The sequence below is a fragment of the Microbacterium sp. EB106-03-03-XG65 genome (genome assembly GCF_058791955.1).
In genome coordinates this window covers 2,420,126-2,435,309 of sequence record NZ_JBYTEB010000001.1, presented here as the reverse complement: position 1 = coordinate 2,435,309, position 15,184 = coordinate 2,420,126, and the positions used below count along the sequence as shown (strand labels likewise).

Genomic DNA, 15,184 nt, shown 5'->3' with positions numbered 1-15,184 from the left:
TCCTCACGAAGGAGAAGCCAGGCAGAGCCGGGGCTCGGAGTGTTCGACGCTTAGACGCCGTAGTACAGCTCGAACTCGAACGGGTGCGGGCGCTGTGCCATCGGCAGGATCTCGTTCTCGTACTTGTACGAGATCCAGGTCTCGATGAGCTCTTCGGTGAAGACGCCGCCCTCGAGCAGGAACGCATGGTCGTCACGAAGTGCGTCGAGCGAGTCCAGCAGCGAGTTCGGCACCTGCGGGATGTTCTTGGCTTCCTCGGGCGGCAGCTCGTACAGGTCCTTGTCGACCGGCTCGTGCGGCTCGATGCGGTTCTTGATGCCGTCGAGGCCGGCCATGAGCTGCGCGGCGAACGCGAGGTACGGGTTGCCCGAGGCATCCGGCGCGCGGAACTCGATGCGCTTGGCCTTGGGGTTGGAGCCCGTGATCGGGATGCGGATCGCGGCGGAGCGGTTACCGGCGGAGTAGACCAGGTTGACCGGTGCCTCGAAGCCCTTGACCAGACGGTGGTAGCTGTTCAGCGTCGGGTTGGTGAAGGCCAGCAGCGCCGGTGCGTGAGCCAGGATTCCACCGATGTACCAGCGCGCGATGTCGCTGAGCTGGCCGTAGCCGGCCTCATCGTAGAACAGCGGCTTGCCGTCGCTCCACAGGGACTGGTGCGTGTGCATGCCCGAACCGTTGTCGCCGTACAGCGGCTTCGGCATGAAGGTCGCGGTCTTGCCCCACAGATCTGCGGTGTTCTTGACGATGTACTTGAACTTCAGGATGTCGTCGGCCGCGTGAACCATCGTGTCGAAGCGGTAGTTGATCTCCTGCTGACCGGCGGTGCCCACCTCGTGGTGCGAGCGCTCGAGGATGAATCCGGCATCGATGAGCTTGAGCGTGATGTCGTCACGCAGGTCGGCCGTCTTGTCGACGGGGGAGACGGGGAAGTAGCCGCCCTTGTACGGGGTCTTGTTGCCGAGGTTTCCGCCCTCTTCCTCGCGACCCGTGTTCCACGCGGCCTCTTCGGAATCGACCTTGTAGAAGCTCTCGCCCGCGGTGACCGAGTAGCGGACCTCGTCGAAGATGTAGAACTCCGCCTCGGGTGCGAAGAAAGCGGTGTCGGCGATACCGGTGGACGCGAGGTACTTCTCGGCGTTCTTGGCGACCTGGCGCGGGTCCTTCGAGTAGATCTCGCCGGTGCGCGGGTTGTAGATGTCGAAGATCATGACCAGCGTGCTGGCCTCGCGGAACGGGTCGATGTACGCCGTCGTGACATCCGGGATGAGCTGCATGTCGGACTCGTGGATGCTCGCGAACCCGCGGATCGAGGAGCCGTCGAAGAGCTGGCCGTCGGTGAAGAAGTCCTCGTCGACGGTGGAGGCGGGGATGTTGAAGTGCTGCTGAACACCAGGAAGATCGGTGAATCGGATGTCAAGGAACTTGACGTCGTTCTCCTTGATGTAGGCGAGCACCTCGGACGAATCTTTGAACATGTACGACTCCTGGATTGCGGATCGATGGCTTCACGGCCATTGTGCACAGTACGTGCAGGGCGTTACCCCACGGTATCGACTTTGTTTCGGGGATGTTACGCGCCGGTAGGCTTATGACGTGACGGATGCCGCGAATACGTACCCCGGAGAACGACTCGGAATGCCGGAGGCGGGACCCGGAAGCATCGCCCGCCCCGGGCGCCGGATCGGCGCACTCCTGATCGATTACGCCGCCGCGACGATCATCGCGACGGGCTTCCTGGGCTTCGATCAGTTCGCCTTGCCCTCCGAAGCGGGACTGACTCAGTTCGCCCCGCTGGCCGTCTTCGCGCTGCTGCAGATCCTCTTCATCCCCACCGCAGGCGGCAGTCCGGGGCACCGGATCCTCGGCATGCGCGTCGTCCGGTTCTCGGGCGGATGGGTGGGCGTCTGGCGTCCGATCGTCAGGACGCTCCTGATCATCGTCGTGATCCCGGCCGTCATCTGGGATGCCGATCAGCGCGGACTCCATGACAAGGCGTCAGGACTGGTCCTCATCCGCGCCTGAGCGGACTCAGTCCTTGCCGCGATTGCGGCGACGGGCTTCCCGCGGCGCCCGTCCGCCCACGAACGAGCGAGCGGGGTCCACGACGTACCCCTGACGCAGGGCCTCGCGCCCGATCAGCATCCGGAATCCCATCTCGTCCCGGTTGCTCAGAGTCACCTCGGCGAGCACCTCGCGGTCGTAGAGGCGGATGAGCAGCTCGACGACGTAACGGCGCTGCGCGTGGCCGGAGGAACTGCGCACATCGCGTTGATCGTGCACTGGAGACTCGACGATGACGGCGTCTTCTTGACTGTCTTGCCAGGGTTTGACCTGGAACCTCACCCACGACGCGCCGTCGCGTTCGAATTCGTGGATATCGAATGCATGCAGTGAAGAGGTGCGCGCTCCCGTGTCGATCTTGGCTTTGATCCAGTCGACGCCGAGATCGGGCAGGCTCACCCATTCGCGCCACCCGATAAGAGTGTTTGAATGGGATGACTTGCTCACCCGACCATCCTGGCAGGAAATCCCCGTGAAGATCGCAGTGCTCTCCCGTGCGCCGCAGGCGTACTCCACCCAACGACTGCGTGCGGCTGCGCTGCAGCGCGGCCATAACGTCAAGGTGCTCAATACGCTGCGATTCGCGATCGACCTCACCGCCGACGAACCCGATCTGCACTATCGCGGACGTCAGCTCAGCGACTACGACGCGATCCTGCCTCGTATCGGCAACTCGATCACCTACTTCGGCACGGCGGTGGTGCGTCAGTTCGAGCAGATGGACGTGTACACGCCCAACACCGCGAACGGCATCTCCAGCGCGCGCGACAAGCTGCGGGCGAATCAGATCCTCTCGCGTCACAACATCGCGATGCCCCCGACGGCGTTCGTCCGCAACCGCGCCGATGTGCGCCCGGCGATCGAGCGCGTCGGCGGTGCGCCGGTGGTCATCAAGCTGCTCGAGGGGACGCAGGGGATCGGCGTGATCCTCGCTCCGCAGGTCAAGGTCGCCGAGGCGATCATCGAGACGCTGCATTCGACGAAGCAGAACGTGCTGATCCAGAAGTTCATCTCCGAGAGTCGGGGGCGCGACATCCGCGCGCTCGTCGTCGGCGACCGGGTGGTCGCCGCCATGCGGCGTTCCGCGGCCGGTGATGAGTTCCGCTCGAACGTGCACCGCGGAGGCTCGGTCGAGGCGATCGAGCTCGACCCCGTGTACGAGCGCGCGGCTGTGCGCTCCGCGCAGATCATGGGCCTGCGCGTGGCGGGTGTCGACATGCTCGAGGGAGAAGATGGCCCGCTCGTGATGGAGGTCAACTCGTCGCCCGGACTGCAGGGCATCGAGACCGCGACGAAGCTCGATGTGGCGGGCGCGATCATCGACTACATCGCGGGGCAGGTCGCCTTCCCCGAGATCGACGTGCGGCAGCGCCTCACCGTCTCGACAGGCTATGGCGTCGCCGAGCTCATGGTGCACGGGGCTGTCGACCTCGTCGGTAAGACGCTCGGCGAGGCGGGCCTCTGGGAGCGTGACATCACGGTGCTGACACTGCACCGCGGCGTCTCGGTGATTCCCAATCCGCGCAAGCACGTCGTGCTCGAGGCAGACGACCGGCTGTTCTGCTTCGGCAAGCTCGACGAGATGCGCTCCATGATCCCCGAGCGTCGCCGCCGCCGCGCCAAGGTGCGAAGGCTCCCGCGTCAGCCCCTCTCGGAGTGAACGACGAAGCGCGGCCGCCCTCCGAAGAGAGCGGCCGCGCTTCGCGTATGCGGGTGGGAACGATCAGCGCGGACGCTGAGCGCGGACCTTGGTCGGGTCGATGCCCTTCGGGATGGGAAGGGAGGAGATCGACTGGGACACGGATTCGATGCGACGGATCACGGCGGCCATGGTCGCCTTGTCGATCACCTTCGGAAGCTTCTTGATCGTCTTGGCGAGGTCGGCGATCGCGACCTCGTCTTCGCCGTGTCCGACGTAGAGCACGGTGACCGGGACACCGTGGGCGACGCGCGCGGCCTTGCTGCGCTCATCGTTGACCAGACGGGTCAGTCGGCCGCGGGAACCCTCACCGACCACGACCACGCCGCCGCGCCCGACGGTGCGGTAGACGGCATCCTGGGTCTTGGGGTTGATCCCGACGGGCGTCTCCGACGCCGACCAGCTGCGGCCCAGGCTGGTGCTGAGCACGTGACCCGTCGCTCCGGGCATTCCGTCGATCTTCTGGTACATCGCGGAGGTCGACATGCGCGTCATCAGGAACATCGCTCCGAGCACGCCGAGCATGAGACCCGAGATGCCCCACAGGATCAGTGTCCACACCTGGAACGGCGGAATGAGGTATCCGACGATGAGGCCGAGGAGCACGCCGATCACCAGCAGGGCGATCTGGGCCCAGGGAAGCCAGGGGTACACCTCGCGGGTGAACCTGAAGAGGGACTTGATCTGGGAGAAGAACCCAGGACGCTTCTCGGGTGCGGGCGTGCGGTTTGCCATGTGTCTAAGGATACCGATTGCCCGACGGCTTCATGACGCCGTTCGCGTGAGGCGGATTCGGTCGGAGCACTCCTGCTGCACGGTGGACAGGCGGCCGGCGATCCGCGCACATCACGCACCACCGGCGGTCCGGCACGGCGCCGACGCGGTGAGATGGGCTCATGAACAGCGCGGATGCTCGTCACGAATCGGTCGTGCTCGTGCCGGGGGCCCACAGGGTGATCCGGATTCTCGATGTGGACGAAGGTCCCTTCGCGGGTGTGCTCGTGAGCGATCGAGAGTCCGTCGCGGTGATGACCGACGCCGACGCGCTCGGCGGGTGGGCGGGATGGGCGCACGCGGGCGACGAGCATGTCGCCGCTCCCGTCGACGTGGTGCGGCGCCGTGACGGTCATGATGTGCTCCTGCCGTGGTGCACCGAGCGGATCGCGGTCTTTCTCGGTCGTCGCGAGGCAGTCGCGGAGCCGCTGTCTGCGGGCGAGGTGACCACTCTGGTGGGGAGCCTCCTCCGGGGCCTCGACGAGCTGAGGCATTCGCCCACAGGCACAGAGACGGGTGAGTGGTGGCTGTCTGACCAGGGGCGCCCGCTGTTCGTGATCGGTGCGGGAGACGATGCGCGGCTGAGCGCAGCGCGGCTCGTGGAGGCGCTGCACCGAACGATCGTCGACCGCATGCTGGCGCGCCTGCTCGCGGGGATCCGAGACGGGCTCAGGAAAGACACCGAGCGCCCCGGCGCTCCACAGCGACAGCTGCATCTGTGGGAATCGGAGCTCCTCGCGATCGCCTCACCGCGGCCGTTGCGACGCGACTCTCATGCGCCTGAGCGCGTGCGCGACATCGAGATGGTGCGAAGCCTTCGGACAGAGCCGTTCGAGTCCCGGCGGAACGCGCGCGCCGCCGCGCGAGGCGCGCAGATGCACGATCGATGGTCCCTGCGCCGCGGGATCCTCGTGAGTGCGATCTCGTCGCTGCAGGGCGCGAGCAGGGCCGGAGCTCAACGGTTGCGCGGTACCGGACCAGCGGCGCGTGGGGTCGGGAGCGGACGACGTGACCGCACCGCCCAGCCGACGCGGGCCGATCCTGAGCGTGAGGGCGCGGTGGGGGCGTCCTCACGCTCAGGGCGTCGGTTCGTCGTCGCCGCGGGGGTGGCGGCGCTGGTCCTGGCGGGCGGTCTTCTCTGGCCCGGGGGAGCCACGGGGGAAGCGCCGTCCGCCGACGGTTCGGCCGCGGTCCCTGACACGACGATCGCGACGAACGCCGAAGGCTCCGACAGTGAGGGAGGCGCGACGGCGCCCTCGCCCGCGCCGAGTGGACGCCAGGACGACATAGCGCGTCAGACCACTCCGGGTGCCCCGCCCGAGAAGCCCGCGAACGACGATCCTGTGCAGGCTGCGTCGCGTCTCACATCATCGATGCGTGACTGTGCGGAGTCGGGGGACGAGGTGTGCCCCGGTGCGCTTGCTCCGGGATCCACCGCCGTGCACGACCTGGTGTCCACGGGAGCGATCGATGCGATCGACGCACGGGCGGAGTTCTCACTCGTCGACGCGTACGGCGACGTCGCTGTGGTGCGGGTCGCACCCGCTGAGGATGCCGATGGCGAAGCGCCTACGGGAGAAGAGCGATTGCTCGTGCTTGTCAGGACAGACGAAGAATGGCTGGTCCGCGACGCCTACGACGTCGCGGACCAGCCATCATGAGTCGGTGCTCAGGCTCCGAGCTGAGCGGCGAACTGTGCCGACTCGAGGCGTGCCTTGACTGCGCCGAGGAAGCGCGCAGCATCCGCTCCGTCGATGATGCGGTGGTCGTACGACAGCGCGAGGTAGACGTACGAGCGCACGGCGATCGCGTCGGCGCCGCCGACCTTCACGAGACCGGGACGCTTGACGACTGTTCCGGTGCCGAGGATCGCGGACTGGGGCAGGAACACGACAGGCGTGTCGAAAAGAGCGCCACGCGAACCGGTGTTGGTCAGCGTGAACGTGCCCCCGGCGAGCTCATCGGGCTTCAGCTTGTTGTCCCGCGTACGCGCTGCGAGATCTGCGATCTCGTGCGCGATCTCGGCGATGTTCTTCGACGCGGCGTCACGCAGCACCGGAGTGAGCAGGCCCCGCTCGGTGTCGACGGCGATCGACACGTTCTCGGACTCCGGGTAGACGATGTTCTCTCCGTCGACCGTGGCGTTCACGATCGGGAAGGCGCGCAGCGCCTCAGCAGCGGCCAGGGCGAAGAACGGCAGGAACGACAGCTTGTCGCCGGTCTTCTCGAGGAACGAGCCCTTGACACTGTCGCGGTACTCCGCGAGAGCCGTGACGTCGACCTCGACCACGGTGGTGAGCTGAGCGGTCTGCTGCATGGACTCGACCGCGCGCTTGGCGAGAACCTTGCGCAGACGCGACATCGGCTGCGTGGTGCCACGCAGCGGCGAGACCTCGAGCGGCGCAGGGGCAGCCGGCGCAGCAGCAGCGGCGGCGGGTGCCGACGAGGCGCTCTCGGCAGCCTTCAGGACGTCCTCCTTGCGGATGCGTCCTCCCACACCGGTGCCGGTGACGCTGGCGAGGTCGACGCCCTGCTGCGAAGCGAGACGCCGCACGAGCGGGGTCACGTAGAGGTTGTCGTTCTCGGTCGGCAGGTTGAGCTTCGCGGCCGGAGCAGACGCCTCGGACGCGGAAGCCGACGCGGCCGCGGGGGCGGGCTCCGACGGCGCGGCAGCAGGGGCGGGAGCCACAGGTGCGGCCGCAGCCTCGGCGGCAGGAGCCTGGGTGACAGGAGCCTCAGCGGCGGGAGCTGCGGGAGCCTGAGCAGGCGACGCGGGAGTCTCGGTGGGAGCCTCAGCCGCGGGAGCCTCGGCGGCGGGTGCGGCAGCGGGAGCGGATCCTGAACCCACGCGAGCGAGCACGGCGCCGACGGCGACGGTCTCGTCTTCCGCGGCGAGGATCTCCTGCAGGACACCGGCGACGGGCGAGGGGATCTCGGTGTCGACCTTGTCGGTCGAGATCTCGAGCAGTGCCTCGTCGACCTCGACGGTGTCTCCGATCTGCTTCAGCCAGCGCGTGACGGTTCCTTCCGTCACGCTCTCGCCCAGCTCGGGGAGGACGATGTCCTTCGCGTCGCCGGCGGGAGCGGCCTGCGGGGCCTCGCTGGCGGGAGCTTCTGCGGCCGCGGGAGCCCCGGACTCTGCCGGAGCCTCCTGCTGCTCAGCCGGAGCCGCCTGCTGCTCAGCCGGAGCCTCAGCGGGGGCATCTGCGGCGGGAGCCGGGTCGCTGCCGTCGCCGATGCGTGCGAGGAGCGCTCCGACCTCGACGGTCTCGTCTTCGGCGACCAGGATCTCCTCGATCACACCGCTGACGGGGGAGGGGATCTCGGTGTCGACCTTGTCGGTCGAGATCTCGAGCAGGCCCTCATCCGCCTGAACGGTGTCTCCCACCTGCTTGAGCCAGCGGGTGACCGTACCCTCTGTGACGCTCTCGCCGAGCGGAGGGAGGACGACGGATGTGCTCATGACTGAGTCTCCTTCAAGAAGTTAAATGACGCGTGACTAGCTTAGTGAACTGCGCACCGGTTGGTGTTCAGAGGGTGTGGAGCGGCTTTCCTGCCAGCGCGAGGAACGCTTCACCGAGCGCCTCGCTCTGTGTCGGGTGCGCATGGATCAGTGGTGCGATGTCTTCCGGATGGGCCTCCCACGCGACGGCCAGCTGGCCTTCGGTGATGAGTTCGCCCACGCGATCGCCCAGCATGTGGACGCCGATGACGGGGCCGTCTGCGAGCCGCACGACCTTCACGAGACCGCTCGTGCCGATGATCTCGCTCTTGCCGTTGCCGGCGAGGTTGTACTCATAGGAGACGACCGCGGCCGCGCCGTGTTCGGCGATGGCGGCTTCCTCGGTCACGCCGACCGAGGCGACCTCGGGGCTGGAGTAGGTGACCTTGGGGATCTGCACGTCGGGGATGTTGGCGGGCGACAGGCCGCTGATCCGCTCGGCGACGGCGATGCCCTGTTGGAACCCTCGGTGGGCGAGCTGCAGGCCCGGAGTGATGTCGCCGACGGCCCACACGCCCGGTGCGCTCGTGCGGAGATCCTGATCGACCGTGACGAAGCCGCGGTCCAGCGCGACGCCCGCCTCCTCATAGCCGAGGTCGGCGGTCACCGGCCCGCGCCCGACCGCGACGAGCAGGTAGTCCGCAGTGAACTCCTTGCCGTCCTCGAGCGTCACCGTGACAGCGGTGTCGTCCTGTGTCGCGGTCTGGAACCGCACTCCGAGCGAGTACTGGATGCCGCGTCGACGGAAGGCGCGCTCGAGTCCCTTGCTCATGGCGATGTCTTCATTGGGGACCAGATGCGGCAGAGCCTCGATGATCGTGACTTCGGCGCCGAAAGAACGCCAGACGCTCGCGAACTCGACGCCGATGACTCCGCCGCCGAGGATGATCACACGCTCCGGGATCACATCGAGAGCGAGCGCGTGTTCGCTCGTCAGGATGCGCCCGCCGATCTCGAGCCCGGGAAGTGTGCGGCTGTACGAGCCGGTCGCGAGGATGACGTCCGTCCCGACGTAGACGTCGTCTCCGACGCTGACGGAGTGGTCGGGATTGAGGCGGCCCGCGCCGGCGACGGTAGTGATCCCGCGTGCCTTGACGAGACCCTCGAGGCCCTTGAACTTCTTGGCGACGATGCCCTCGCGATAGGCGCGCACCCCTGCCGGATCGATGTTGTCGAGGGTGGCCGAGATGCCGACATGAGCGGCGTCCCGCACGTGCTCGGCCACCTCGGCCGCGTGCAGGAGCGCCTTGGTGGGGATGCAGCCGCGGTGCAGGCAGGTGCCCCCGACCTTGTCCTTCTCGACGAGAACGACGGACTTGCCGAGTTCTCGTGCACGCAGAGCGGCCGCGTAGCCGCCGCTGCCGCCCCCCAGGACGACGATGTCGAAGGTGTGCGTGGTCATGGTCATGCCTCCTGATGGGATGCGGCGGCGAACGCGATGATCGATCGGACCATCGCTCCTGTGGGGCCCTTGTCCGTGAAGCCGTACGGTGCGCCGTTGTGCTCGGCGGAACCCGCGATGTCGAGGTGGACCCAGGGGATTCGCGGCGCGTCCTGCTCGTCCGAGACCCGGCCGACGAAACGCCTCAGGAAGAGCCCCGCGTACGACGCTCCGCCCATGCGATCGCTCATGTTGGCGTTCTGCATGTCGGCGATCGGGGAGTCGAGGGAGTCCTCCATGTGGTCGGGCAGAGGCATGTGCCATGCGAGTTCGTCTGCGGCATCCGCCGCCGCCAGGAACTCCGCCACCGAGCGATCGTCGCCGAAGACGCCCGTGTGACGGTGTCCGAGCGCCATGACGATCGCGCCGGTGAGGGTCGCGACGTCGATGATCACGTCCGGATTCTCGCGGCTGGCGGCGACCAGGCCATCGGCCATGACGAGTCTTCCTTCGGCGTCGGTGTTCGGGACCTCGACGGTGGTGCCGTCGAGCATCCTGATCACGTCACCCGGGCGCAGTGCCCGGCCCGAGGGCATGTTGTCGGTGATGCAGAGCCATGCGGTCACGCGCACGGGGAGCTCGAGAGCGGCGATCGCGCGCAGCGCAGCCACGCTGGTCGCGGCACCGGCCATGTCGAACTTCATGCCCACCATCGACGCCGCCGGCTTGAGCGACAGGCCCCCGGTGTCGAACGTGATGCCCTTGCCCACCAGGGCGATGTGGCGGGTGGCGTTCTCGGGTGCGTAGTCGAGTCGCACGAGTCTCGGCGGGCGGTCAGAGCCCTGCGCCACCCCGAGGATCCCCCCGAAACCCTGCGCCGCGAGCGCGTCCTCGTCGAGGATCTCGACCGTGACCCCGAGGCCGTCGACGCTGTCCGCCGCGCTCTGCGCGAGCTGCGCAGGGCTCTGCCACTCGGCCGGAACGAACACGAGGTCCTTGACGAGCGCGACCGCTTCTCCGACGGCGATCGCGGTGGCCTGCGCCGACTCGTCGAGCTCGGTGTGCAGGATCACCGCGGTGGCGCGGGTCTTGCCGGCGTCTCGTCGGTATCCGTCGAATCGGTAGCCGCCGAGCACGGCGCCCTCGGCTGCCGCGTGCGCGAACTCCTCGAGTCCCGGGACGAAGCCCACTGAGACGGTCGCGAACCCGGTCAGGCTGCGCAACGCCGTGCCGACGGCGTTGCGCACGGCCCGGGCGTCGGGTGCGCGTCCGACGCCGACCACGGCGAGCGGAAGGTCCGTGACATCGGGCGCGTAGACGCGGGTGAAGGCCGACGCGGAGCCCGTGAAGCCGATGGCGCTCAACGACGCGGCGAGTCCCGGATGATCGGACAGAGACTCCGAGGACTCCGAGATGTCGGGGATGACGAGCACTGCGGCGTCTGCAGCGCTTCCGGGGAACAGATCTGAGGTGCGCGAGAGCGCGGGAAGCGTCATGCCTCCATCCTACGGATCGTCACCGGTCGGGTCGTGGAGCGGAGTGTTCGCTCTCAGCATGACGCCCGCTGCCCTCCCATCGGAACGTGCTCGTAGCATGGAGACATGCCCTTCTCCGGTGAGATCCTCGAACGTGTCGCGAATGCGCCGGCGGTGCCGCGTGGGTTGCCCCTCGTGCTGCTCCTGACCGGCTTCACGGACGCCGGCAACGCCGTCTCGGGCCTCATTGAGCACCTGCGTGAGACGGCATCGCCGGAGCCGATCGCGATCTTCGACAACGACGTGCTGCTCGACTACCGTGCGCGGCGCCCCGTGATCTCCTTCGATCAGGACCACCTCACCGAGTTCCGTCCGAGCCGACTCGAGCTCTCGCTCGCGACGGATGCTCTGGGCCAGAAGTTCCTGCTGCTGGCGGGGTACGAGCCCGACTTCGCGTGGAACGCGTTCGCGCGAACGGTGCTCGATCTCGCCGACGAGTTCGAGGTGTCCGGCCTCAACTGGGTGCATTCGATCGCGATGCCGGTACCGCACACCCGGCCCATCGGAACCACCGTGAGCGGAAATCGCCGGGAGCTCACCGTGGCCCATTCGGTGTGGCGCCCTCGCACCCAAGTGCCTGCGACGGCGGGCCATCTGCTCGAGTTCCGCTTCGCCGAGCGAGGGGACCGCGTGGTCGGTTTCGTGCTGCTCGTGCCGCACTACCTCGCCGAGACCGAGAACCCGGACGCCGTGATCGCCGCCGCCGAGCGCCTCATGGCGGCCACCGGTCTGGTGCTCATGCTCGACGAGGTGCGCGAGAGCCGTGAGGCGTACGTCACGCGTGTCGACGAGCAGGTGATCGGCAACGACGAGCTGCAGCAGATGGTCCAGGGGCTCGAGCGTCGTTACGACGCCTACATGGCGGGGCGCGACCCCGAGGACGGCTCGTACGACGAAGGCGGATTCAGCGAGCGCGATCTCCCGAGCGCCGATGAACTCGCGGCAGAGCTCGAGAGGTATCTCGCGTCGCGCCCGAGCGGCGACGAGGACAAGCCCGGCCGCGGCTGAGTGCACGGCGGACCCACGGGGCGTCGCACAGACGAACTCGAGGGTAATGCGCCCGCATCCCCTCACGTGTGCGATACTAGGACTCTGACCCGTTGTCAATCGATCTTTCCGGAGATCCGACTTGACAAGGGTCTTACTAGTGTCCGAAATGTCCCGGGGTCGCCAGCGGCCCCGTGAAAGGCGAAACGTGACTCCTGCCACGACAAAGAACACCCGGACGAAGAAGACCGCTGAAGCTCCGGAGGGCGAGGCGAAGGTCGAGGAGATGGCTGAGAAGCCGGCCCCCAAGACCGCCGCGCAGCGTGCCGCTGCCAAGCGTGCGCCCGCGAAGAAGAAGAAGTCGGACGACATCGTCGAAGATGACGAGACTCCCGTCGCCGAGACGGCTGAGGACGAGGACGAGGACTCCAAGCCCAAGTTCACCGAGCCCCTGCCCACCGGCGCCATCGTCATCTCGTCGAACGACGATGAAGATGTGCCGGTCTACTCGACCCAGATCACCGGCGCCACGGCCGACCCGGTCAAGGACTACCTGAAGCAGATCGGAAAGGTCGCGCTTCTGAACGCGGCCGAAGAGGTCGAGCTGGCGATGCGTATCGAGGCGGGCCTCTTCGCCGAGGAGAAGCTCTCGGCGATGACGGCTGCCGAGAAGACGAGCCAGCTCGGACTCGACCTGCAGTGGGTCGCCCGCGACGGTCAGCGCGCGAAGAGTCACCTGCTCGGCGCCAACCTGCGTCTGGTCGTCTCGCTCGCGAAGCGCTACACCGGCCGCGGCATGCAGTTCCTGGACCTGATCCAGGAGGGCAACCTCGGTCTGATCCGTGCGGTCGAGAAGTTCGACTACACCAAGGGCTTCAAGTTCTCGACGTACGCCACCTGGTGGATCCGTCAGGCGATCACCCGCGCCATGGCCGACCAGGCCCGCACCATCCGTATCCCGGTGCACATGGTCGAGGTCATCAACAAGCTCGCCCGAGTGCAGCGCCAGATGCTGCAGGACCTCGGCCGTGAGCCCACGCCGGAAGAGCTCAGCCGTGAGCTCGACATGACGCCCGAGAAGGTCGTCGAGGTGCAGAAGTACGGCCGTGAGCCGATCTCGCTGCACACGCCTCTCGGTGAAGACGGAGACAGCGAGTTCGGTGACCTCATCGAGGACACCGAGGCTGTGGTCCCCGCCGACGCGGTGGGCTTCACGATGCTGCAGCGCCAGCTCGAGCAGCTGCTCGACTCGCTGTCCGAGCGCGAGGCCGGCGTGATCCGCATGCGCTTCGGACTCGGCGACGGGCAGCCCAAGACGCTCGACCAGATCGGAGACACGTTCGGCGTGACGCGTGAGCGCATCCGTCAGATCGAGTCGAAGACGATGGCCAAGCTGCGGCACCCGAGCCGGTCGCAGTCGCTGCGGGACTACCTCGAGTGATGCAGGCGAACGAAGGCAAGGCCCTCGAGACGAGCGTCGACGGCAAGAGCTATGCGCGCATTCCGCTGAAGACGCGCGTCGTCATGCCGAACGACGACCTCGATTCGGTCATCGTCGAGTACGCGAAGGATGCCGTGCAGCCGGGCGACCTGCTGTTCGTCACCGAGAAGATCGTCGCGATCACACAGGGGCGCTCATACCGCCTCGACGAGATCACGCCTCGTCCGCTGGCACGCTTCCTCTCGCGGTACGTGGTGCGCACGTCCTACGGCATCGGTCTCGGTATGCCCGAGACGATGGAGATGGCGCTACGCGAGTGCGGGACGCTGCGGATCCTCTTCGCAGCCGGGGTCTCGGTGATCACGAAGGCATTCGGTCGACGCGGTGACTTCTACCGCATCGCGGGCGACAAGGCACGCGCGATCGACGGCCCGACGAAGAACACCATCCCTCCCTACAACGAGGCCGTGGTTCTCGGTCCGAAGAATCCGCGCGAGGTCGCTCAGCGCATTCAGAAGATCGTCGGCACCGACGTCGACGTCGCGGTCGTGGACATCAACGACATCGGCGGCAACATCCTCGGATCCACGCTCGACAAGGCGGGCGAGCGTCGGCTCGTTCAGATCCTGGGTGACAATCCGCTCGGGCAGGCGACCCAGTCGACTCCGATGGGGATCGTCCGCGAGGTCTGACCGCACTCTCATCGCACAGCGCGAAGGCCCGGATGCTCAGCATCCGGGCCTTCTGCGTGTCTCGGTGGTCGGCGGATCAGAATCCGATCGCGGCCTGGTAGCGCGGCTTGTGTCCGGTGCGGATGCCGGTGACGCTGGGCTTGTTCTCGTACACGCCCGCACCCCAGTTGCCCTCGACGAGCACGGGGCCGTCAGGGGTGACCACGATGTCCCAGCCCACGTACTGCACCTGCGGGACCACCCGCGCCGCCTGATCGACGAAGGCCTTCACTTCATCGATCATCGGCAGCTGGAAGTCGGCGATGGGAAAACCGGAATCGGGATGCGTGACGTGCACGTGCCCGTGGGAGTCGTATCCGGCACCGACCGAGTGCCCGTTCTCGTCGAGCATCGTGTAGAAGCCGCCGAAGCTCATCTGATCGCTCACGGCGCCGCGGCCGAACTTCTGAGCCATCGCGAGGATGTGCGTCTTCTCTCCGTCGAAGAATGCGGTCACCCGGGTGGTGTTGACGGTCCCCGGGCATACGGCTGCGAGGTCGGCGTGCTGGCGGATGACCTCTTCGACGAGCACCTGGTTCTTGCCGAGAAGTTCGGCATGGAAGGCGTTCCAGTCGGTGACGTCGGCCGCGTGGTACCGGTGCACACCTGTGCCCGCCTGACCGTGCGTCTCTTTGACGACGATCGTTCCCTGTCGCTCGGTGAAGTCCCGCAGCTCATCGGCGTTGCCCTCGACGATCATCATCCATTCGCGCTTGAGCAGTGCGTCGAAACGGGCGTTGAACTCGGCCTTGTCGTGGAACAGATGACGGAAATCGGGGTGGTCGTACTGCTGCGAGATCTGGTTCGACACCGGATGGGTCATGTACGTGTCGCGCTCCGCCTTGGTGAGGATCGCGAAGTCGTAGTCGATGTAGTCCTGGAAGCCGACGTTGTGACGGCCGGCGGACCACAGCATGTCGGCGACGACCAGCGGTACCGCCTTGCCGTGCTGCGCGGAGGCTTCCTTGGCACGGTCCACGACAGAGGTGACGTCGATGCGACGGGCGCGCGCGAGCAGATAGCGGACGCGGGGCACGGGGGAAAAGCGTGACATGGATCTCCTGGGTCGGGTA

13 protein-coding genes are annotated in these 15,184 nt (G+C 67.1%); 6 read left to right on the top strand and 7 right to left on the bottom strand.

What is annotated here, in order from left to right; translation table 11 throughout:
• Window positions 1–50: 50 nt before the first annotated feature.
• Window positions 51–1,475 (bottom strand): type I glutamate--ammonia ligase, encoded by a 1,425-nt coding sequence (glnA, locus tag AC3WS6_RS11415; protein WP_201469865.1) that lies wholly within the window; start codon window positions 1,473–1,475, stop codon window positions 51–53.
• A gap of 160 nt (window positions 1,476–1,635) precedes the next feature.
• Between glnA and AC3WS6_RS11410 the strand changes: the two genes are divergently transcribed.
• On the top strand, window positions 1,636–2,022 hold the full coding sequence (locus AC3WS6_RS11410) for an RDD family protein (protein ID WP_492501489.1): 387 nt from the start codon (window positions 1,636–1,638) through the stop codon (window positions 2,020–2,022).
• Window positions 2,023–2,028: 6 nt separating this feature from the next.
• On the opposite strand, the gene AC3WS6_RS11405 is transcribed toward AC3WS6_RS11410, so the two are convergent.
• The gene (locus tag AC3WS6_RS11405) at window positions 2,029–2,508 is read right to left on the bottom strand and encodes an ATP-dependent zinc protease family protein (RefSeq protein WP_201469864.1); all 480 of its coding nucleotides are present in this window, start codon (window positions 2,506–2,508) and stop codon (window positions 2,029–2,031) included.
• Window positions 2,509–2,533: 25 nt separating this feature from the next.
• Here AC3WS6_RS11405 and AC3WS6_RS11400 point away from each other — a divergent pair, with 25 nt between their 5' ends.
• A complete protein-coding gene (locus AC3WS6_RS11400) occupies window positions 2,534–3,721 on the top strand; it encodes a RimK family alpha-L-glutamate ligase (RefSeq protein WP_492501124.1) in 1,188 nt (395 codons plus the stop codon).
• Between the two features lie 63 nt (window positions 3,722–3,784).
• Here AC3WS6_RS11400 and AC3WS6_RS11395 read toward each other — a convergent pair whose 3' ends face one another.
• Window positions 3,785–4,495: a DUF4191 family protein gene (locus AC3WS6_RS11395; RefSeq protein ID WP_492501123.1), complete on the bottom strand. Its 711-nt coding sequence runs from the start codon at window positions 4,493–4,495 to the stop codon at window positions 3,785–3,787.
• A gap of 161 nt (window positions 4,496–4,656) precedes the next feature.
• Here AC3WS6_RS11395 and AC3WS6_RS11390 point away from each other — a divergent pair, with 161 nt between their 5' ends.
• Window positions 4,657–6,195 carry a hypothetical protein gene (locus AC3WS6_RS11390; RefSeq protein WP_492501122.1) on the top strand — a complete coding sequence of 513 codons (1,539 nt, stop codon included), beginning with the start codon at window positions 4,657–4,659 and terminating at the stop codon, window positions 6,193–6,195.
• 8 nt (window positions 6,196–6,203) lie between these two features.
• Here AC3WS6_RS11390 and sucB read toward each other — a convergent pair whose 3' ends face one another.
• The 3 genes from sucB to AC3WS6_RS11375 all read right to left on the bottom strand — a co-directional run bounded on the left by sucB (window position 6,204) and on the right by AC3WS6_RS11375 (window position 10,913).
• Window positions 6,204–7,997 (bottom strand): 2-oxoglutarate dehydrogenase, E2 component, dihydrolipoamide succinyltransferase, encoded by a 1,794-nt coding sequence (gene sucB / locus AC3WS6_RS11385; protein WP_492501121.1) that lies wholly within the window; start codon window positions 7,995–7,997, stop codon window positions 6,204–6,206.
• Window positions 7,998–8,064: 67 nt separating this feature from the next.
• The gene (gene lpdA / locus AC3WS6_RS11380; RefSeq protein ID WP_492501120.1) at window positions 8,065–9,438 is read right to left on the bottom strand and encodes a dihydrolipoyl dehydrogenase; all 1,374 of its coding nucleotides are present in this window, start codon (window positions 9,436–9,438) and stop codon (window positions 8,065–8,067) included.
• 2 nt (window positions 9,439–9,440) lie between these two features.
• Window positions 9,441–10,913 (bottom strand): leucyl aminopeptidase, encoded by a 1,473-nt coding sequence (locus tag AC3WS6_RS11375; RefSeq protein WP_492501119.1) that lies wholly within the window; start codon window positions 10,911–10,913, stop codon window positions 9,441–9,443.
• Between the two features lie 105 nt (window positions 10,914–11,018).
• Here AC3WS6_RS11375 and AC3WS6_RS11370 point away from each other — a divergent pair, with 105 nt between their 5' ends.
• The 3 genes from AC3WS6_RS11370 to AC3WS6_RS11360 all read left to right on the top strand — a co-directional run bounded on the left by AC3WS6_RS11370 (window position 11,019) and on the right by AC3WS6_RS11360 (window position 14,072).
• Complete coding sequence (locus AC3WS6_RS11370) at window positions 11,019–11,960, top strand: proteasome assembly chaperone family protein (RefSeq protein ID WP_492501118.1); 942 nt, start codon at window positions 11,019–11,021, stop codon at window positions 11,958–11,960.
• A 187-nt stretch (window positions 11,961–12,147) separates the two neighbouring features.
• Window positions 12,148–13,380 carry an RNA polymerase sigma factor gene (locus AC3WS6_RS11365; RefSeq protein WP_492501117.1) on the top strand — a complete coding sequence of 411 codons (1,233 nt, stop codon included), beginning with the start codon at window positions 12,148–12,150 and terminating at the stop codon, window positions 13,378–13,380.
• Window positions 13,380–14,072, top strand: a complete 693-nt coding sequence (locus AC3WS6_RS11360; protein WP_492501116.1) for a coenzyme F420-0:L-glutamate ligase — start codon at window positions 13,380–13,382, stop codon at window positions 14,070–14,072. Before AC3WS6_RS11365 ends, AC3WS6_RS11360 begins: the two co-directional genes overlap by 1 nt.
• A 76-nt stretch (window positions 14,073–14,148) precedes the next feature.
• Here the strand turns inward: AC3WS6_RS11360 and AC3WS6_RS11355 are convergent, their stop codons facing one another.
• A complete protein-coding gene (locus AC3WS6_RS11355; RefSeq protein WP_492501115.1) occupies window positions 14,149–15,165 on the bottom strand; it encodes a sugar-transfer associated ATP-grasp domain-containing protein in 1,017 nt (338 codons plus the stop codon).
• Window positions 15,166–15,184: the final 19 nt, after the last annotated feature.

Coding starts and splice junctions, on each gene's coding strand:
- AC3WS6_RS11355 (WP_492501115.1), bottom strand. CDS start 15,165: ATGTCACGCTTTTCCCCCGTGCCCCGCGTCCGCTATCTGCTCGCGCGC.
- AC3WS6_RS11390 (WP_492501122.1), top strand. CDS start 4,657: ATGAACAGCGCGGATGCTCGTCACGAATCGGTCGTGCTCGTGCCGGGG.
- AC3WS6_RS11375 (WP_492501119.1), bottom strand. CDS start 10,913: ATGACGCTTCCCGCGCTCTCGCGCACCTCAGATCTGTTCCCCGGAAGC.
- AC3WS6_RS11360 (WP_492501116.1), top strand. CDS start 13,380: ATGCAGGCGAACGAAGGCAAGGCCCTCGAGACGAGCGTCGACGGCAAG.
- sucB (WP_492501121.1), bottom strand. CDS start 7,997: ATGAGCACATCCGTCGTCCTCCCTCCGCTCGGCGAGAGCGTCACAGAG.
- glnA (WP_201469865.1), bottom strand. CDS start 1,475: ATGTTCAAAGATTCGTCCGAGGTGCTCGCCTACATCAAGGAGAACGAC.
- AC3WS6_RS11370 (WP_492501118.1), top strand. CDS start 11,019: ATGCCCTTCTCCGGTGAGATCCTCGAACGTGTCGCGAATGCGCCGGCG.
- AC3WS6_RS11410 (WP_492501489.1), top strand. CDS start 1,636: ATGCCGGAGGCGGGACCCGGAAGCATCGCCCGCCCCGGGCGCCGGATC.
- lpdA (WP_492501120.1), bottom strand. CDS start 9,438: ATGACCACGCACACCTTCGACATCGTCGTCCTGGGGGGCGGCAGCGGC.
- AC3WS6_RS11395 (WP_492501123.1), bottom strand. CDS start 4,495: ATGGCAAACCGCACGCCCGCACCCGAGAAGCGTCCTGGGTTCTTCTCC.